At 65.6% G+C, this 17,600-nt stretch carries 18 protein-coding genes and 1 riboswitch; of the genes, 11 read left to right on the top strand and 7 right to left on the bottom strand.

Annotated features, from left to right (window positions below; translation table 11 throughout):
• Nucleotides 1–95: 95 nt before the first annotated feature.
• Complete coding sequence (locus tag ACFC4D_RS02430) at nt 96–2,276, top strand: malate synthase G (protein WP_376061339.1); 2,181 nt, start codon at nt 96–98, stop codon at nt 2,274–2,276.
• A gap of 60 nt (nt 2,277–2,336) precedes the next feature.
• On the opposite strand, the gene ACFC4D_RS02435 is transcribed toward ACFC4D_RS02430, so the two are convergent.
• The 4 genes from ACFC4D_RS02435 to ACFC4D_RS02450 all read right to left on the bottom strand — a co-directional run bounded on the left by ACFC4D_RS02435 (nt 2,337) and on the right by ACFC4D_RS02450 (nt 5,344).
• Nucleotides 2,337–3,599 (bottom strand): acyltransferase family protein, encoded by a 1,263-nt coding sequence (locus tag ACFC4D_RS02435; RefSeq protein ID WP_376061340.1) that lies wholly within the window; start codon nt 3,597–3,599, stop codon nt 2,337–2,339.
• A gap of 139 nt (nt 3,600–3,738) precedes the next feature.
• Nucleotides 3,739–4,701, bottom strand: coding sequence for an NAD(P)-dependent alcohol dehydrogenase (locus ACFC4D_RS02440; RefSeq protein WP_376061342.1), 963 nt, complete (start codon nt 4,699–4,701; stop codon nt 3,739–3,741).
• Nucleotides 4,701–4,925: a helix-turn-helix transcriptional regulator gene (locus ACFC4D_RS02445; RefSeq protein WP_376061343.1), complete on the bottom strand. Its 225-nt coding sequence runs from the start codon at nt 4,923–4,925 to the stop codon at nt 4,701–4,703. The genes ACFC4D_RS02440 and ACFC4D_RS02445 overlap by 1 nt, the downstream gene beginning before the upstream one ends.
• Nucleotides 4,919–5,344: a hypothetical protein gene (locus tag ACFC4D_RS02450; RefSeq protein WP_376061344.1), complete on the bottom strand. Its 426-nt coding sequence runs from the start codon at nt 5,342–5,344 to the stop codon at nt 4,919–4,921. Before ACFC4D_RS02450 ends, ACFC4D_RS02445 begins: the two co-directional genes overlap by 7 nt.
• A gap of 118 nt (nt 5,345–5,462) precedes the next feature.
• On the opposite strand from ACFC4D_RS02450, the gene ACFC4D_RS02455 reads away from it, so the two are divergent.
• The 8 genes from ACFC4D_RS02455 (at nt 5,463) to ACFC4D_RS02490 (ending at nt 10,969) form a co-directional block, all read left to right on the top strand.
• Nucleotides 5,463–6,236, top strand: a complete 774-nt coding sequence (locus ACFC4D_RS02455; RefSeq protein ID WP_376061345.1) for an isocitrate lyase/phosphoenolpyruvate mutase family protein — start codon at nt 5,463–5,465, stop codon at nt 6,234–6,236.
• A 166-nt stretch (nt 6,237–6,402) separates the two neighbouring features.
• Nucleotides 6,403–6,528, top strand: coding sequence for a hypothetical protein (locus tag ACFC4D_RS02460; RefSeq protein ID WP_375967744.1), 126 nt, complete (start codon nt 6,403–6,405; stop codon nt 6,526–6,528).
• A 52-nt stretch (nt 6,529–6,580) separates the two neighbouring features.
• On the top strand, nt 6,581–7,126 hold the full coding sequence (locus ACFC4D_RS02465) for an HNH endonuclease (RefSeq protein ID WP_364633681.1): 546 nt from the start codon (nt 6,581–6,583) through the stop codon (nt 7,124–7,126).
• A 45-nt stretch (nt 7,127–7,171) separates the two neighbouring features.
• A complete protein-coding gene (locus ACFC4D_RS02470; RefSeq protein WP_364633679.1) occupies nt 7,172–7,438 on the top strand; it encodes a WhiB family transcriptional regulator in 267 nt (88 codons plus the stop codon).
• Nucleotides 7,439–7,568: 130 nt separating this feature from the next.
• Nucleotides 7,569–9,179 (top strand): substrate-binding domain-containing protein, encoded by a 1,611-nt coding sequence (locus ACFC4D_RS02475; RefSeq protein ID WP_376061347.1) that lies wholly within the window; start codon nt 7,569–7,571, stop codon nt 9,177–9,179.
• Nucleotides 9,180–9,296: 117 nt separating this feature from the next.
• On the top strand, nt 9,297–9,716 hold the full coding sequence (locus ACFC4D_RS02480; RefSeq protein WP_375967748.1) for a hypothetical protein: 420 nt from the start codon (nt 9,297–9,299) through the stop codon (nt 9,714–9,716).
• 86 nt (nt 9,717–9,802) lie between these two features.
• Complete coding sequence (locus ACFC4D_RS02485; RefSeq protein ID WP_376061348.1) at nt 9,803–10,507, top strand: helix-turn-helix transcriptional regulator; 705 nt, start codon at nt 9,803–9,805, stop codon at nt 10,505–10,507.
• A gap of 84 nt (nt 10,508–10,591) precedes the next feature.
• Complete coding sequence (locus ACFC4D_RS02490; protein WP_376061350.1) at nt 10,592–10,969, top strand: VOC family protein; 378 nt, start codon at nt 10,592–10,594, stop codon at nt 10,967–10,969.
• 58 nt (nt 10,970–11,027) lie between these two features.
• Here the strand turns inward: ACFC4D_RS02490 and ACFC4D_RS02495 are convergent, their stop codons facing one another.
• Nucleotides 11,028–11,600, bottom strand: a complete 573-nt coding sequence (locus ACFC4D_RS02495) for a TetR/AcrR family transcriptional regulator (RefSeq protein WP_376061351.1) — start codon at nt 11,598–11,600, stop codon at nt 11,028–11,030.
• A 118-nt stretch (nt 11,601–11,718) separates the two neighbouring features.
• Here ACFC4D_RS02495 and ACFC4D_RS02500 point away from each other — a divergent pair, with 118 nt between their 5' ends.
• Complete coding sequence (locus tag ACFC4D_RS02500; protein ID WP_376061352.1) at nt 11,719–12,738, top strand: aldo/keto reductase; 1,020 nt, start codon at nt 11,719–11,721, stop codon at nt 12,736–12,738.
• Between the two features lie 11 nt (nt 12,739–12,749).
• Nucleotides 12,750–13,619, top strand: a complete 870-nt coding sequence (locus tag ACFC4D_RS02505) for an LLM class flavin-dependent oxidoreductase (RefSeq protein ID WP_376061353.1) — start codon at nt 12,750–12,752, stop codon at nt 13,617–13,619.
• Nucleotides 13,620–13,688: 69 nt separating this feature from the next.
• Here the strand turns inward: ACFC4D_RS02505 and gcvP are convergent, their stop codons facing one another.
• Together gcvP and ACFC4D_RS02515 are read right to left on the bottom strand one after the other, a co-directional pair.
• Nucleotides 13,689–16,529: an aminomethyl-transferring glycine dehydrogenase gene (gene gcvP, locus ACFC4D_RS02510; protein ID WP_376061354.1), complete on the bottom strand. Its 2,841-nt coding sequence runs from the start codon at nt 16,527–16,529 to the stop codon at nt 13,689–13,691.
• Nucleotides 16,530–16,693: 164 nt separating this feature from the next.
• Nucleotides 16,694–16,811: riboswitch (glycine riboswitch) on the bottom strand.
• Between the two features lie 79 nt (nt 16,812–16,890).
• Nucleotides 16,891–17,460 carry a MerR family transcriptional regulator gene (locus ACFC4D_RS02515; protein WP_364633662.1) on the bottom strand — a complete coding sequence of 190 codons (570 nt, stop codon included), beginning with the start codon at nt 17,458–17,460 and terminating at the stop codon, nt 16,891–16,893.
• Nucleotides 17,461–17,600: the final 140 nt, after the last annotated feature.

A 17,600-nucleotide genomic window follows, 5' to 3' on the forward strand; every position in this document is an offset into this window, starting at 1 on the left:
GCCCGGAAATCCCAGGCCGCGAACGCCCGCCCCATACCCGCGAGTAACATGACGGGCGTACTTTTTGACCCGGCTTTCTCGAAACGAGGCAGTAGATGACAGAGCGGATTCAGGTCGGCGGGCTCCAGGTCGCGCGCGTTCTTCACGATTTCGTGGAAAACGAGGCTCTTCCCGGTACCGGCGTAGACTCCGCCGCGTTCTGGTCGGGCGCCGAGAGTGTGATCAACACCCTGGCTCCCCGTAACCGTGCTCTGCTGGCAGAACGCGACGACATCCAGGCCAAGATCGACGAGTGGCACCGCGCCAACCCCGGCGCCGGCTACGACAAGGCTGCCTACAAGCAGTTCCTCACCGAGATCGGCTACCTGCGTCCCGAACCGGCCGATTTCCAAATCGGAACCGAGAACGTGGACGCCGAAATCGCCACCCAGGCAGGCCCGCAGCTGGTCGTGCCGGTGATGAACGCCCGCTTCGCCATCAACGCGGCGAACGCGCGCTGGGGCTCGCTGTATGACGCCCTCTACGGCACCGATGCCATCTCCGAGGCCAATGGCGCGGAAAAGGGCAAGGGCTACAACAAGGTTCGCGGTGACAAGGTCATCGAATGGGCCCGCAATTTCCTCGACGACGCGCTGCCGCTGATCACCGGATCGCATCTGGGCACCAGCAAGTACGCCATCGTCGACGGCGAACTCGAGGTCACCCTCGAGGACGGCACCGATATCGGCCTGGCCGACGGTGACGCGCTGGTCGGCTACCTCGGCACCCCCGAGGCCCCGACCTCGCTGCTGTTCAAGCACAACGGGCTGCACATCGAGATCCAGTTCGATCCCGAATCCCCGGTCGGCTCCACCGATGACGCCGGTATCAAGGACGTCGTGCTGGAGTCCGCGGTCACCACCATCATGGACTTCGAGGATTCGGTCGCGGCCGTGGACGCCGAGGACAAGGTCCTGGGCTACCACAACTGGCTGGGCCTGATGAAGGGCGATCTGGCCGAGAAGGTGTCCAAGGGCGGCAAGACCTTCACCCGCACCATGAACCCGGATCGCGTCTACACCGCGCTCGACGGCAGTGACCTTGTGCTGCACGGTCGTTCGCTGCTGTTCGTGCGCAATGTGGGTCATCTGATGACCTCGGACGCCATCCTGGACAAGGACGGCAACGAGGTGCCCGAGGGTATTCTCGACGGTCTGTTCACCGTGCTGATCGCCAAGCACGCGCTCAACGGCGACACCCAGCTGAAGAACACCCGCACCGGCTCGATCTACATCGTGAAGCCGAAGATGCACGGTCCCGACGAGGTCGCCTTCACCAACGACCTGTTCGCGGCCATCGAGGATGTCGTGGACGTGCCGCGCAACACCCTCAAGGTCGGCATCATGGATGAGGAGCGCCGCACCACGGTCAACCTCAAGGCGTCCATCAATGCCGCCAAGGATCGCGTGGTGTTCATCAACACCGGCTTCCTGGACCGCACCGGCGATGAGATCCACACCTCCATGGAGGCCGGGCCGATGGTCCGCAAGGCCGAGATGAAGGCCCAGCAGTGGATCAAGTCCTACGAGGACTGGAATGTCGACACCGGTATCGCCGCGGGCCTGCCCGGTAAGGCGCAGATCGGCAAGGGCATGTGGGCCATGCCCGATCTGATGGCCGATATGCTGGCCCAGAAGATCGTGCACCCCAAGGCCGGCGCCAACACCGCCTGGGTCCCCTCGCCCACCGCCGCCACCCTGCACGCCACCCACTACCACCTGGTGGACGTGTTCAAGCGGCAGTCCGAGATCGCCAAGGGCGGCCCCCGCGCCACCGTCGACGAAATCCTCGAGATCCCGCTCGCCCAGGACACCAACTGGACCGCGGAGGAGAAGCAGCAGGAGCTGGACAACAACTCCCAGGGCATCCTCGGCTACGTGGTGCGCTGGATCGACCAGGGCGTCGGCTGCTCCAAGGTGCCCGACATCAAGGATGTCGGCCTCATGGAAGACCGTGCCACCCTGCGCATTTCGAGCCAGCAGGTCGCCAACTGGCTACGCCACGGCATCGTCACCGAGGCAGACGTCATCGCCTCCCTCGAGCGCATGGCCCCCGTCGTCGACCAGCAGAACGCCGGCGACTCCTCCTACCACGCCATGGCCGTCGACTTCGAAGCCTCCATCGCCTTCCAAGCCGCCAAGGAACTGGTCCTGGAAGGCACCAAGCAGCCCAACGGCTACACCGAGCCCATCCTGCACCGCCGCCGCCGCCAGGCCAAGGCCCAGAAGTTCCTCTGACCCGTCAGCGAACCGAATAACACAAACCCCCGATCGGCTTGTCCGATCGGGGGTTTCGCTTTATCGGGCGTCTATTTTGGCGATCATCCGCCGGCCGAAATCTTGGCAGGGCTTCTCGATGAATCGGTAGGTCGCGCTGGCGATCAGGAGCGCGCCGAGTACCCAGGTGAACAGGGTGAGCCAGGGGGCGGGAATGCCGAGGACGGGGGTGGTCCAGCGCGGGGCGTCGAGGATCAGGACGTGAACCAGGTAGAGGGAGTAGCTGATTCGTCCCAGGAAGAGCAGCGGGCGGGGGAAGGAATAGCGGCGCAGCAATAGCGCCGCGGCGAACAGCAAATAGGCGGGAATGATGGTGGTCGGCTGTTTCACCCAGGTGATCCAGACGCCTGTGAAGGAGTCCAGGGTGGGTTGGACGCAGAGACTCACTCCGAAGATGAGGCAGATGGCGAAGAGGAACACCGACCAGCCGCGGCGGATGGTGATTTCACCGGAGGTCATTCGGTACAGCACCGTGCCGACGAACATGGTGGCAAAGTAGCCGAAAGTCAGGACCGAGGCGCCGGGCTGGTTGAGGATCAGCGGAACGGCTATGGCCGCGATCAGGATTGCGGCCAGGGCGGTACGGCGGTCGGCGGCCAAGTAGGCGAAGACGGCTGCGATGACGATGGTGGCGGCCAGCACTATCGAACGAGTGGCGATATTCGAATCGGGGCCGTTGAGCAGCATGGTCGGCAATGCCGCACCGGGGATGATCAAGAGGAGCGCGAGAACCGCCAGCGGTACCGACCGGCGGTTGAGACCGCCGATCAGCAGCAGCGAAAGGATCAGGTAGAAGGCCAATTCGTAGGACAGTGACCAGGAGGCACCGATTACCTGAATTTCCCCGCCCCCGATGAAGAACTGCATCATCGTGAGGTTCGCCATGAAACTGACGACGGGGTTCGCGAGGAACCCCGCGGGCAAGCCGAATCGATTGATCGAGTGCAGCAGCATTGCCGCAATCAGGCAGGCCCAGAACAACGGGAAGAGGCGGAAGAAGCGCCCGACCCAGAACGCGCCGAGGGAACGCCCACGCTCCAGAGACGCGGGGATGATGAACCCGCTGACCAGGAAGAAGACGAAGACGCCGAACTCGCCGAGCCCGAAATGGGCTTGTGAGAAGCGGAAATACGCGGGCCAGAGTCGTTCGGACACGTGCTGGATCACGACCGCCAAAGCGGCCAGACCGCGTAGTGCGTCGAGAAACTCGAAACGTCCACCCCTGCTCCGAACCACCGGTTCCACCGGTGAAATCGGAGCCGCCACAACACCTTCGGTTGTCATGACAGAATTCCGCCTCGGGAGTTGAACAAATTCATGAAGCAATAACTCACGCGGGGCACAAGGTGAAACTATTAGCAGATCGCATGATGCCCGGCAAACCGTCCGGACCGAGGCCTCCCCCCGGGACGACGAGTGAGCGTCAGGCGATGGTCAGGGCGATCTTGCCCTTGGGGTGGCCGGTGATCAGGTAGTCGATGGCGGCGGGAGCGTCGGGGAGGGCGAAGGTGCGGTCGATGTGTGGGCGCCATGCGCCTGCTGTCGCGAGTTCGGCTACGTCCCTGAGGGTTTCGGGTTTGGGTAGGGATATCAGGCCGGCCAGGCGGTGCTTCACGAATGGGGAGCCTAGTTGGGCTCGGAGGGTGCGGCCGGTGCCGCCTAACCAGGGGCCGCCGCCTTCACCGCCGCCGACCACCAGGGTGCCGGTCGGCGTCAGCAGGGCGCGCAGTTCGGGGAGCGGGCGGTTGCCCGCCATATCTAGGATGTAATCGTAAGTGCCGGTGAGGGATTCGCGTTTGTAGTCGATCACCTTTGCCGCGCCTAGCGAGGTTACGAATTCCGCGGAGTCACCGCTGCACACCCCGGTGACGTGGGCTCCGAGGTGGCGGGCCAGTTGCACCGCGAGATGGCCGACACCGCCGCTGGCGCCGATGATCAGTACATTCCAGCCGGATTCGACGCGGCCCACATCGCGCAGACCGGTCAGCGCGGTCATACCCGAGATCGGCAGGGTCGCGGCCTCCAGGAAATCCAGGTTCTCGGGCTTGGGCTGGAATTTCGATTCGGCGGCGCAGGCGTATTCGGCGAAGGAGCCGCCGGTGGTACCGAAGACCTCATCGCCGCGCACGAATCGGGTGACATTCGCACCGACCGCTTCGACGACGCCCGAAACATCCCACCCGCGAATCGTTTCCTTGGGCCGCCGCAGGCCCAGCGCCGCCCGCGCGATCAGCGGACGCCCGGTCATGATGTGCCAGACGCCGGGGTCGACCCCCGCCGCGTGCACGCGAATCATCACCTCGTCCGGACCCGGTTTCGGGGTCGGGACATCCGCGTAGGCGAGCATGTCGACGGTGCCGTAGGCGTGCTGGGTGATGGCCTTCATCAGGATTCTTCTTCCGGATAATCGAATACATCGTCCAGGGGCGCTTGGAACACCCTGGCGATCTGGAATGCCAATTCCAGCGAGGGCGAATACTTGCCCTGCTCAATGGCATTGACGGTTTGACGGGTGACGCCGATCCGATCGGCGAGTTCGCCCTGGGTCATCTCACCGGTCGAAAAGCGCAGCGCGCGAATGTTATTGGTGACGCAAGTGGGTTTCACCACGGCCAGTACCCCCGCCGGTAGGCAATGATCTTGGCGGTGGAACCGACCACCGCCGACAGCGTGAAGCCGAGGTAGATCGCGTTCGCGATCCAGAACCGCTCGGCATCGGCCATGGTCAGCAGCAATGCTCCCGCCGCGCCCAGCACCACGAACGCATTGCCGACAAGGGACCCCATGCGATCGATCTCCCGATCACGCTGATCCTTGCGATCGCCGTCGCGCGCGGCGATCGCTACGCCGATGGTCGCAACGATCGACACCAGGATCGAAGCCCCGACCGCCCACAGCAGCGGTGCGATGTAACCCACTCGCGCCAGCCCATCGGGATGCGACCGCGTCAGTATCACGACCAGGTAGATCAGATACGAGACGACGGCCGCACCCCCGAGGATCCAGGTGCGCTTCTCTTCGAACGGCATACGCTCAGAGTAAAGAAAACACGACACTATGTAAAGAATCTTTTACATCACCCGACCTTCCCAGGAATGTTGGTCACCGCGAGCGTGAAACCGCGTGCGGTGCTGTTGGATTGCCCTCATGGACAACACTTCGAGGGGCGAAGTTTTCCGCAGGCTGCACGATCGGGGCGTATTCGTCGTGGCCAACGCGTGGGATGAGCACAGCGCCCGGATACTCACCGACCTGGGCTTTCCGGCGCTGGCGACCTCCAGCTCCGCACTGGCGCAGACCCTGGGCCGCAAGGACGGGGTCAACGCACTGGACCGCTCCGAGGTCCTGGCCAATGTCGAGGCGATCGTGGCGAGCACCCCGCTGCCGGTCAGCGCGGATCTCGAAAGCGGTTACGGCACAACGCCCGAGGAAGTCGCCGAAACCTTCCGCCGGGCCATCGCGACCGGCCTCGCCGGTGGATCCATCGAGGACGCCTCCGGAATCGCCGACACTCGCATCCGCGATTTCGGCGAATCGGTCGAGCGGGTCGCGGCGGCGGCACAGGCCGCCAAGGAGTCACCGACTCCTTTCACCCTCACCGCCCGCGCCGAGAATTACCTCTACGGCATAACAGATCTCGACGACACCATCGCCCGGCTGCAAGCCTTCGAAGCCGCGGGCGCGGACGTCCTCTACGCCCCGGGCCTGCCCGCAGATGCCATTCGCACGGTGTGCTCGGCACTGTCCAAGCCGGTGAATGTGCTGGCGGCCGGTCCGATCACCGCGCTCTCGGTCGATGAGCTGGGCGAACTCGGCGTGCGCCGCATCAGCGTCGGCGGTGGCCTGGCCCGCCTCGGCGCGGACTGGGTGACCGCCGCCACCGACATCGCCCGCCACGGCACCTTCGCGGGACTGCGCTAGCGAGGCAGATCACCGAATCACCGGAACAAAGACGCGATGCGGGCCGTTATCCAATCAGGCTCCCACAAAAATGAGCCGACAACGGCATGCACGTTGTGCCACCATGAGTTTCGACGATGATCACTCGGCCTGACCGGCCGTAAGCAGCAGGAAGGAGGAGGCGGCAATGAATCCGGTATTCCCCGAACAGCATTCGAATCCGACGGGAGCGCGAGCTCGACTCGCGGACGATCACTCGCAACGCGAGCACGGCATCAGCCGGAAGATCGACCGCCTCCGGGTGCTCGCGTAAGCACCGTCCTTTCCTTCCTGTTCTGCCCTCTTCACGAAACATGGTGACTCCCATGCCGTTCCGTCAATCCGAAGACCCGGAGATACACGCCGACAACTGGATACACACCGGTGTGCTGCTGCTCAACGCCTCCTTCGAGGCGCTGACCGAGATCCGCGCAGACCGCGCGGTGGTGCTGCTCTTGAGCGGCGCCGCCGAATCGGTGCAGGACCGGCAGCCGCACTTCCCGATCCGCTCGAAGCAATTGGAGCTGTTGCTCCCGGAAACCATCCGGCTCAACCGCTACATCTACCTCGAACACCGGATCCTGGTGCATGACGACGACAGCCGAGCCACCCTCGCCGCCATCCTGCGGCGCGACAACTACCGCTGCGGTTACTGCAGCGGCTGGGCGCGCACCGTCGACCACATCCGCCCGCGTTCCAAGGGCGGCCCGAACACCTGGGCCAACCTGATTGCCGCGTGTGGTCCCTGCAACACCACCAAGGCGGACCGGACTCCCGAGGAGGCCGGTATGCCGCTGCTGTGGGAACCCAAGGCCCCCAACGAGATGCAGAAAAGGCAGCGTCAGGTCTGGAAGGACCTCGCCGCCTCATAGGAAAAGAAATCATCACGCGTGATCGGAACGAAAGGAGCACATCCGATGACGAATACCGCAGTTCAGGAGCAGACGCTGGCGGATCTGCTCCCAATTTCCGACTCCGCCAACTACTGGCAGCACGCGGCCTGCAAGGGCGACCCGAACCATGAGGCATGGTTCCCGTTCCCCTCGCAGGACTTCGATTACGCACGCGGCATCTGCGCGGGCTGCCCCATCCGCCGCGAGTGCGGTGAGTTCGCCACCCGCACCGGCCAGTCCGGTGTCTGGGGCGGGCACGAGTACGACCGCGGCACCCGCGTCCGCGACTAGAGCGGATCTTGTGACGGCCATCCCTGCCCTGGTGGGCGGGGGTGGCCGTCCCGCTACATAGACTGAGCGCGTGGGTACTCATCGCGCCGCTGGCGGGTCACGAGGTGTCAGCAGAGGACCGATTGTCGTAGTGGTAGCGGTGATAGTGCTGGTGCTAGCCGTCGTCGGCTGGATCTGGTTGCAGCAGCGCTCCAAGGATAAGGACAGCGCTGCGGCGTCCTCCTGTGCCGGGGGCGCGGTCACCCTCAATGTGACCGTCGATCCGGATATCGTGGCACCGGTCAAGACCGCCGCCGAACGGTACAACCAGACCAAGCCCATCGTGCGCGATCACTGCGCCCAGGTGGCAGTGAATCCGCAACCCTCCGCGGCCATGATCGCCGCGTTCACCTCGACAAATCCCTGGGATCCGTCGCTGGGCGCACAACCGGCGCTGTGGATTCCGGACTCCTCGCGCTCGATCGAATTGATGCGCGTGCCCGGGCTCATCGGCGGCACTCCCGCACCGGTCGCGGTCAGCCCGATCGCGCTGGGGGTACCGGATCAACTGCGCCAGGCGATGGAGACCGCACAGGTGCACTGGGCGGATCTGGCCAGGCTGCAACAGGGTTCGCTGAGCGATATCGGGCTCGCCGCGTGGGGCGGTCTCAAACTGGCCATGCCCGGCGGAGACTCCGCGCTCGCGGTGGCGGCGGCCGTCGGCTCCGGCGTCTCGGGCACCGATCCCCTGGATGAGAACGCGGCGCGTTCGGGACAGGTGATCTCGGCGGTCTCACTGCTGGCCGCGAACGCGCCGTCGGTGAAGGACACCCAGACCGCGCTCGCGGATCTGGCCACCGCCGATCCGGCCGCACCGGTGCACGCCGTCCCGGCCACCGAGCATCAGATTCGAGCGCGTAACGGGCTCAGCGCTTTTCGGCCCTCGGAGAACGGTCCGGTCGCCGATTTCCCGGCGGCGCAGATCACCGGGGCCTGGGTCGATCAGACGCAGAATTCGGTGGCCGGACTCTTCGCCGATTTCCTGCGCGCACCCGAGCAGTCGAAGTTGTTCACCGACAACGGTTTCGGAGCCGCGCCGCCCAATACCGCCACGGTCGCGGCCAAACCTGTACTCACCCAGCTGCAACAAATCCTGACGCATCCGGTGCTCGGCGTGAGTTCGACTGTGCTGCTGGATGCTTCGTCCTCCATGAGCACGCTCGACGGTGCGACCACCCGTCTGGCCAATGCCGGGGTGGCCGTGCAATCGACCATGGGCGTCATGCCGCCGGAGTTCGGGCTGGGCGTGTGGGAGTACGCCAAGAGCCTCGACGGTCAGAACCCGTACAAGATCCTGACCCCCACCGCACCGCTGACCGATGCCCAGCGCACCGCGATCACCCAATCGCTGAGCACGGTCACCGCCGACGCCTCCAAAACCGATCGCGCCTACCCCACCATCGAGGCCGCCTACCGCAATGCGGTGAGCAATTACGCCAAGGCGCGCAGCAATACGATCTTGTTGATCACCGACGGCCCGGAGGACGACTCCCCCGTCACCGGCGATCAACTGCTCGCCGATATCGCCGCGGCGGGCGATCCCGCGCATCCGGTGCGGGTGGATGTGATCGTCATCGGCGGTCCCGGCACCCAGACCCTGCAAACCCTGACCCAGCGCACCGGCGGCACCTATACCAAAGTCGCCTCCAGCAATGATCTGGCATTCGGTACGGCCGTCTCGAAAGCCCTGACTACACCCTGACCAGTGCCTATACCCGGCTGTGCGCCTACTGCTCCGGCATGTCGCCACAATGTTGCCGCAAACCGGTGCAAGATCGAAGCAGGTTATGCGTGCTTCATCGACATCGAAGGGGTTCCCATGGCGCACAGCACGGATACGGACACCGACCATTCGGTGCGGCAGGGTGTCGCGGCAGGCACCTCCATCGCCGCGGGTGTGCTGCTGCTGGTGGTCGGCGTGCTCTCGATCCTCCAAGGCATCTCCGCCGCCGCCTCGGATGATCTGCTGATCGTCGGCACCAACGATTACATCTACAAGTTCAACACCTCGGCCTGGGGCTGGATCCACATCGTCATCGGCGCGATCGTGGTGCTCACCGCCATCGGCCTGCTCACGGGCGCGACCTGGGCCCGGGTGGCGGCGATCATCATCGCGGCGATCTCGATCGTGGAGAACTTCCTGTGGCTGCCGTACTACCCGGCGTGGTCGCTGCTGATCATCGCGCTGGACGTGGTGATCATCTGGGCCATCTCGACCTGGAAGCCAGCCACCAAATAGTCCGAAATACCATTCGGAAACTCAGCGCCCCATCGCCACTGGCGATGGGGCGCTTTGTTGTCGGTGCCCGGCTCTACTGTGGGGCTGTGAACCGCACTGATCGGCTCTACGCGATCGTCGAGGACCTGCGCGCCATCGCACCGAGATTGCGCACCGCGCGTGAACTCGCCGATCGCTACGAGGTCAGTACCCGGACCATCGAGCGCGATATCAGCGCGCTCCAGCAATCCGGGGTCCCGATCTACGCCGATGTCGGGCGGCGCGGCGGCTACGCCCTCGACAAGCGAATGTCCCTGCCGCCGTTGAATTTCACCGCCGCCGAATCGGTGGCCCTCGCGGTCGCCCTGGAACGCAGCCTCGACAGCCCGTTCGCGCATGCCGGGCGCAGCGCCCTGCGCAAGATCCTGGCCGCGATGCCGGAACCCGATGCCGCCTCCGCACGCGAATTGGTCGGCCGGGTCGGACTCATCGAGCGCACCGAAAACGGTATCGCACAGGGTATTCCGCCACTCGTCGAAGACGCGGTGCGCCTGCGCCGCGTACTCGAATTCGGCTACTCCGACGCCGCTGGCGCGATCACCCACCGGCGCGTCGAACCCATGCTGCTCCTGCGCAGCAAGAACGGCTGGTGCGTGGTGACCTGGTGCCGACTGCGCGAGGCCGCCCGCGTCTTCCGCGTCGATCGCATGTCCGACATAACCCTGACCGACGAGCCCATGCCCGCACGCACCCTGGAGAGCTGCGACCTGGATCTGCCCGATCACAAACTCCGCATCATCGCTTTCGGATAGGTCTGGAAACACCGACAGGGGGTTGTCGCCGGGCCGCGAGATCGTTGACGAGCAAGCCGCCCGACACACATCCACGGAGGATCCATGACCGCCCCCACGCCCAACTCCGTCGCCTGGTTCCAGATCGGCAGCGATCAGCCCGAACAGCTCAAAACCTTCTACGCGGGCCTGTTCGGCTGGAACTACACCTCGGACCCCGACTTCGACGGCAACTACGACCTGGTCACCTACCCCGGAAACCCCCGCCCCCAGGGCGGCATCGCCCGAGTCCACGACAGCTCCGCCAACCACGCCATCTTCTCGGTCCTGGTCACCGACGTCGCCGCCACCATCGCCGCCGCCGAAAACCTCGGCGCAAAAGTCCTGGTCCCCCTCACCACCACCAAGAGCGGCCTGACCTTCGCCGAACTCCGCGACACCGCCGGCAACCACTTCGGCATCTTCACCCCGGCACAGGCGTAGTCGGCAGAGCGTCGGGCCGGGCCGGGCATCACACCGGCCCGGCCCGACGCTCGGGTGTTCAGCGTCCGAGCCCCGCAACGAGTAATGCGACCATGCGGCGGGCGTCGTAGTCGGGGTTGCCGCCCGCGCCGATGCAGAGGTTTCCTACGCCTCGCATCAGCTCGAAAGCTCTTACGTCCGAGCGGATTTCACCCGTTTCGGCGGCGGCGGTGAGCAGGTGATCGCATACGGGGACCAGTCGTTCGATGAAGTAGGCGTGCAGGGTTTGGAAGGCTGAGTCGTCGGACTGTAGGGCTTCGGCAAGACCGTGTTTGGTGACCAGAAAGTCAACGAAAAGATCGATCCAGCCGCGCAACGCCTCGTATGGGGTGGCACTGGTGGCCAGCAGCTCGGGACCGGCCGCGGCGCAGGCTTCGACCTGGTGGCGGTATACGCCGACGATCAGGTCCGCTCGGGTGGGGTAGTGCCGGTAGATGGTGCCGACTCCGACGCCGGCTTGGGCGGCGATATCGCGGACCGGCACGTTGACCCCGGATGCGATGAAGGCGGCGGCGGCCGCATCCAGCAGGGTTTCCGCATTTCGGCGGGCATCGGCCCGCTTACGTGGCGTCTCAGATCCAGTTTCGGCCACGGCACCTCCTCGAGCACTCTTGGCAAACGGAACAATGTTCCGTATGTTGGGTTTCGGAACGTTGTTCCGTTTAACGAGGGTAGCGCACCCTCGATTCCATCGCTTCGAGGAGAACCGCATGCAGTACCGCACCTTGGGCAGCACCGGCGTACAGGTCAGCACCCTCGCACTGGGCGCGATGAACTTCGGCAGTATCGGGCGCACCACCCAGGATGACGCCACCGCCATCGTCGACGCGGCGCTGGCGGCCGGGATCAACCTCATCGACACCGCCGACCGGTACAGCGACGGCGAATCCGAAAGACTTGTCGGCCAAGCCATTTCCGGCCGTCGCGACGATATCGTGCTGGCCACCAAGGCGACCATGCCCATGGGCGAGGAGCGCAATCATCGCGGCGGCTCCCGCCGCTGGCTCACCACCGCCCTGGACGATTCCCTGCGCCGCCTGGACGTGGACCATATCGACCTGTACCAAATGCACCGCTGGGACCCGGCCACCAGCGATGAGGAAACCCTCTCTGCCCTCACCGATTTCCAGCGCGCGGGCAAAATCCGCTACTTCGGCTCCTCCACCTTTCCGGCCTACCGCATCGTGCAGGCCCAGTGGGCGGCCCGGGAACATCACCTGACCCGCTACGTCACCGAACAGCCCGGCTACTCGATCCTGCAGCGCGGCATCGAAACCCACGTGCTGCCGGTGACCGAGCAGTACCGCATGGGCGTGCTGGTCTGGAGTCCCCTGGCCTCGGGCTGGCTGTCCGGCGCGATCCGCGCGGGCAGCGAAATCACCACCAGCCGTTCGCAATTCATGCCCGATCGCTTCGATACCGGCACCCCGGTCAATCGCGCCAAACTCGAAGCGGTCGAACAGCTCGCGAAACTGGCCGACCAGGCCGGTCTGACCCTCATCCAACTGGCGTTGGTCTTCGTCACCACGCACCCCGCCGTGACCAGCGCCATCATCGGCCCCCGCACCCTGGACCATCTGCACTCGCAGCTCGCCGCCGCCGACACCGTCCTATCCCCCGACCTGCTCGACGCGATCGACGCGATCGTCCCGCCCGGCACCGATCTCGCCCCCGCCGAAAAGCATGACACCCCACCGGCTCTGCTCGATCCGGCCCTGCGCCGCCGCTGAAGGATCACCCCATGCCGCACACTTCCCAGCCCAGCTTCGGAATCATGACCGCGCAGATGCAGGTCGAGTACGCCGATATCGTCCGCGTCTGGCGCGAAGCCGACGACATTCCGGAAATAGCGCACGCCTGGCTCTTCGACCACCTCATGCCGATCGGCGGCGACCCCGACGGCCCCATTCATGAAGGCTGGACCCTGCTTTCGGCCCTGGCCGCGCAAACACACCGCCTGCGCCTGGGCCTGCTGGTCACCAGCAATCGCTTCCGCCCACCGGCCCTGCTCGCCAAGATCGCGACCACCGTGGATATCGTCTCGAACGGCCGGCTCGACTTCGGTATCGGTGCGGGCTCACGGCCCAGCCACCCGCTGGCCCGCCGCGAATACGACGCCCACGGCCTCCCCTATACCGACGGCCCCACGGCTGTCGCGGCCCTGGACGAAGCCTGCACGATCATCCGCCGTCTCTGGACCGAATCCGAACCCTTCGACTTCACCGGCGATCACTTCGAACTCACCGGAGCCTTCGCCAACCCCAAACCGATCCAGCACCCCCATCCGCCCATCATGATCGGCGGCCGCTCCGCCGCCGTCCTGCGGATAGCCGCCGAACACGCCGACCTCTGGAATATCCCCGGCCACGACCTCGACGACGCCATCGCGCGCAGTGCCCTGCTCGACCGCTACTGCACCGAAATCGGCCGCCCGCCAACGGCACTCACCCGATCCATTCACCTGGCCGTCGACTACGAGCATCCCGCGCACACGCGAGACGCGATCGGTAAAGCCGTCGACAACGGCTTTCAGCACATCGTCCTGGGCCTGCCCGACCCCTACCCCACCGCTGTCGCCCGGTGGGTGGCAGACGAACTGATCACCCGATAGCGCTGTCCGGACCCACGTAAACCGAAGCACCCCAACGCACTCCGGCTACGCGGGCCCCGACAGGAAAGGTCAGTCCGTGTAAGAGTCGATCGGCGGGCAGGAGCAAACCAGGTTGCGGTCGCCGTACGCGCCGTCGATGCGACGAACCGAGGGCCACACCTTGGCGCGAGCGCTGTGCAGGCCCCGCGGGTAGACGGCGGTTTCGCGGCTGTACGGGTGATCCCAGTCGCCGACCAGGCACTGCGCGGTGTGCGGAGCCCCGCGCAGCGGGTTGTCCTCGACCGGCCAGACACCCGCCTCGACCTGATCGATCTCACCCTTGATGGCGATCATGGCGTCGATGAAAGCGTCGATCTCTTCCAGGTTTTCGCTCTCGGTGGGCTCCACCATGAGGGTGCCCGCCACCGGGAAGCTCATGGTGGGGGCGTGGAAACCGTAGTCCGCCAGGCGCTTCGCCACATCGTCGACGGTGACGCCGGTGCGCTTGGTGATCTCGCGCAGATCCAGGATGCACTCGTGCGCGACCATGCCGTTGTCACCGGTGAACAGCACCGGGAAGTGCGGATCCAACCGGCGCGCAATGTAATTCGCCGATGCGATGGCGGTCAGGGTGGCACGGCGCAGGCCGTCCGCGCCCATCATGCGAATGTAGGACCAGGTGATCGGCAGGATCGACGCGGAACCGTACTTGGCGGCCGAGACCGCGTGCGAACCCGCTTCCAGCGGATCACCGGGCAGGTACTGCGCGAGGTGTTCGCGCACCGCGACCGGGCCGACGCCCGGACCGCCGCCGCCGTGCGGGATGCAGAAGGTCTTGTGCAGGTTCAGGTGGCTGACATCGCCACCGAAACGACCCGGACGGGCAACGCCGACAAGGGCATTGAGGTTCGCGCCGTCGACGTACACCTGACCGCCCGCATCGTGCACCATGGCGCACAGTTCGGCGACCTCGTGCTCGTACACGCCGTGCGTGGACGGGTAGGTGATCATGATGCAGGCCAGCCGGTCGGCATGGTCGGCGATCTTGGCGCGCAGATCGTCCAGGTCGACGTCACCGTTCGCGCGGGTCTTGACGACCTCCACGCGCATACCGACCATGGCCGCCGACGCCGCATTGGTGCCGTGCGCGCTGGACGGGATCAAGCAGGTATCGCGATGCGTATCACCGCGATCGAGGTGGTAGCGCCGAATTGCGAGCAAGCCCGCGTACTCACCTTGGCTACCGGCGTTGGGCTGCAACGACACCCGGTCATACCCGGTGACCGCGCACAGCCAGCCCTCGAGATCCTCGATCAGCCGGATCAGGCCCGGTGCGTCCTCGACGGGCGCGTACGGATGCACCCGATTGAACCCCGGCCAGGTGATGGACTCCATCTCCGCGGCGGCATTGAGCTTCATGGTGCACGAGCCCAGCGGAATCATGCTGCGGTCCAAGGCAATATCCTTGTCCGACAGCGATCGCAGGTACCGCATCATGGCGGTCTCGGTCCGGTACCGGGTGAACGCGGGATGCGTCAGCATCTCCGAGGTCCGGTTCTCGATATGCGGGCGCTGCTTACCGTGGAAGAGCGCGCCCTCCGGGCCGACCGGGATCTCCGCGCCGAAGCAGTCCAGCACCGCCACCACGTGCGCGTCGGTGGTCGCCTCATCGCAGGCGATGCCGACATGATCGGCATCCACCAGGCGCAGGTTGATCCCCGCGCCCTTCGCCTTGGCCACAATGGCTTCCGCACCGCCCGGCACATTCACCAGCACGGTGTCGAAGAAGCTCTGATGCACGACCGCGTCGCCGAGCCCGGCGGCCAGCCACTGCGCATGCCCGTGCACCCGCCGCGCGATGGACTTGAGCCCGTCCGCACCGTGGTACGAGGCGTACATGGCGGCCACGATGGCCAGCAGCACCTGCGCGGTGCAAATGTTGGAGGTCGCCTTCTCACGGCGAATGTGCTGCTCACGGGTCTGCAGCGCGAGCCGGTAGGCGGTATTGCCGTCCGCGTCCACCGAAACGCCGACCAGACGCCCAGGCAGCTGCCGCGCGTGCGCGGTGCGCACCGCGAGGTATCCCGCATGCGGCCCGCCGAACCCGAGCGGCACACCGAAGCGCTGGCTGGTCCCGAAGCAGGCGTCCGCGCCCTGCTCACCGGGCGAGGTGAGCAGCGTCGCCGCGAGCAGATCCGCGCCCACCGCGACGAGAGCCCCACGCGCATGGGCGGTTTCGATGACGGCGGTCCAGTCGACGATCTTGCCGGAGGCTCCCGGCTGCTGCGCGATCACACCGAAGAAGTCACCCTCGGGCAGTTCCCCACCGGACAGATCGGCCTCGACGATCTCGATCCCCAGCGGTTCGGCCCGGGTGAACAGCACGGTCCGGGTCTGCGGGAAGAGATCGGAGTCGATGAGCAGCCGCTGCGATTTGCTCGACCGATTGGCCCGCTGCAACAGCGTCATGGCCTCGGCCGCGGCGGTGGCCTCGTCCAGCATGGACGCGTTGGCCACATCCATTCCGGTCAGATCGGACACCATGGTCTGGAAGTTGAGCAGGGCTTCGAGCCGCCCCTGGCTGATCTCCGGCTGATACGGCGTGTACGCGGTGTACCAGGCCGGATTCTCGATGAGATTGCGTACCAGCACCGGCGGGGTGAGGGTGTCGTAGTACCCGAGCCCGATCATGGTGGTGGCCACCGTATTCGACCCGGCCAGCGCGGCCAGCGCATCGAGCGCCTCGTGCTCGTTCACCGCGGGCGGCAGCGCGTCCAGGCCATTGGCCCCGTCACTGTCCAGAATGCTGGCCGGAATGGCCTTGGCGGCGAGTTCGTCCAGCGATTCCACACCGACGGTCGCGAGGATGCGCTCGAGTTCGCCGCTGTCGGGTCCGATATGGCGGTCGGCGAAGGATCGAGTCCAGGTCACGGCTGCTCTCCAAAGGGGTGGGCGGGGGTCGGCTCGGTGGCCGACGCGTCGTCTGCCCTCCCCCTCTGTCGTTGGCGCCTGAGAGATTCGCGGCACAGCCGTTGTGGCCGTACCCCTTTCACCATGGGCGGGTGGCTCGCGACCACCGCTTTCCAGAGGCGCCGAAACTCCGCACGGTCCCTTGTGCCTGAGAGATTGACGGGGAGGTGCTGCTCCTTCGGCGCCCGGTTCCACCGGTCTTCGAAAAGACCTGCATCCCCGGGACTCTCCCGCACGGCTGCGACGCACTGCCAAGTCTAAGGGGCGGCAAGTTACAGGAATGTTGCCTGGGTCGATTTCACACTCGCGCGCCCCCGAACCGCTATCCGGTCTTGCGATCCATCCGGGCCTTGCGACGGGACGAGAGCTCGTCTTCCGGCCGCTCGGTGGCGGTGCCCGCCTCGGCCCGTTCGGCCGGGAAACTGGCGATGGCCCCGGTCAACTCGCGCATGGCGCCGCCGACCGCGATACCGAACACACCCTGCCCGCCCTGCAGTAAATCGACGACTTCCTCGGGCGAGGAGCATTCGTACACGGTCGCGCCATCGGAGAACAGGGTGATCCCGGCCAGATCCTCGACACCTCTACTGCGCAGATGATCCACCGCTATGCGGATGTTCTGCAGCGAGATGCCGGCGTCGAGCAGCCGCTTGACGATCTTCAGGACCAGAATGTCCTTGAACGAGTACAGCCGCTGGCTACCGGATCCGGTGGCGCTGCGGATGGACGGCACGACCAGTCCGGTCCGTGCCCAGTAATCGAGCTGCCGATAGGTGATCCCGGCGACCTGGCAGGCGCTGGGAACCCGGTAGCCGACGAGGTCGTCCGGCACCGTGTCATCGGGGAACAGCCCTGGCTGCACCACATCCTGGGTATGCGGTTGGTCTCCCACTGACTACTCCCTTACTGCTGGCCTATCCGGGCTCGTGCCATATTTCGGACACTGCATCGACGATTGGAGCGTGGCCTAACTGTCGAGGCTACTCTCCTGATTGTCCCGGGAGCATCGGCGTCGAACCAAGCGTGACGAGC

It is taken from the genome of Nocardia sp. NPDC056000 (genome assembly GCF_042269265.1).
In the GTDB taxonomy this organism is placed as follows: Bacteria; Actinomycetota; Actinomycetes; order Mycobacteriales; family Mycobacteriaceae; genus Nocardia.

Bases quoted from the DNA above. Each gene is read 5' to 3' on its own strand.
- ACFC4D_RS02455 (WP_376061345.1), top strand. From the start codon at position 5,463: ATGGACAACACTTCGAGGGGCGAAGTTTTCCGCAGGCTGCACGATCGG.
- ACFC4D_RS02450 (WP_376061344.1), bottom strand. From the start codon at position 5,344: ATGCCGTTCGAAGAGAAGCGCACCTGGATCCTCGGGGGTGCGGCCGTC.
- ACFC4D_RS02440 (WP_376061342.1), bottom strand. From the start codon at position 4,701: ATGAAGGCCATCACCCAGCACGCCTACGGCACCGTCGACATGCTCGCC.
- ACFC4D_RS02465 (WP_364633681.1), top strand. From the start codon at position 6,581: ATGCCGTTCCGTCAATCCGAAGACCCGGAGATACACGCCGACAACTGG.
- ACFC4D_RS02480 (WP_375967748.1), top strand. From the start codon at position 9,297: ATGGCGCACAGCACGGATACGGACACCGACCATTCGGTGCGGCAGGGT.
- ACFC4D_RS02430 (WP_376061339.1), top strand. From the start codon at position 96: ATGACAGAGCGGATTCAGGTCGGCGGGCTCCAGGTCGCGCGCGTTCTT.
- ACFC4D_RS02490 (WP_376061350.1), top strand. From the start codon at position 10,592: ATGACCGCCCCCACGCCCAACTCCGTCGCCTGGTTCCAGATCGGCAGC.
- ACFC4D_RS02435 (WP_376061340.1), bottom strand. From the start codon at position 3,599: ATGACAACCGAAGGTGTTGTGGCGGCTCCGATTTCACCGGTGGAACCG.
- ACFC4D_RS02505 (WP_376061353.1), top strand. From the start codon at position 12,750: ATGCCGCACACTTCCCAGCCCAGCTTCGGAATCATGACCGCGCAGATG.
- ACFC4D_RS02460 (WP_375967744.1), top strand. From the start codon at position 6,403: ATGAATCCGGTATTCCCCGAACAGCATTCGAATCCGACGGGAGCGCGA.
- ACFC4D_RS02500 (WP_376061352.1), top strand. From the start codon at position 11,719: ATGCAGTACCGCACCTTGGGCAGCACCGGCGTACAGGTCAGCACCCTC.
- ACFC4D_RS02470 (WP_364633679.1), top strand. From the start codon at position 7,172: ATGACGAATACCGCAGTTCAGGAGCAGACGCTGGCGGATCTGCTCCCA.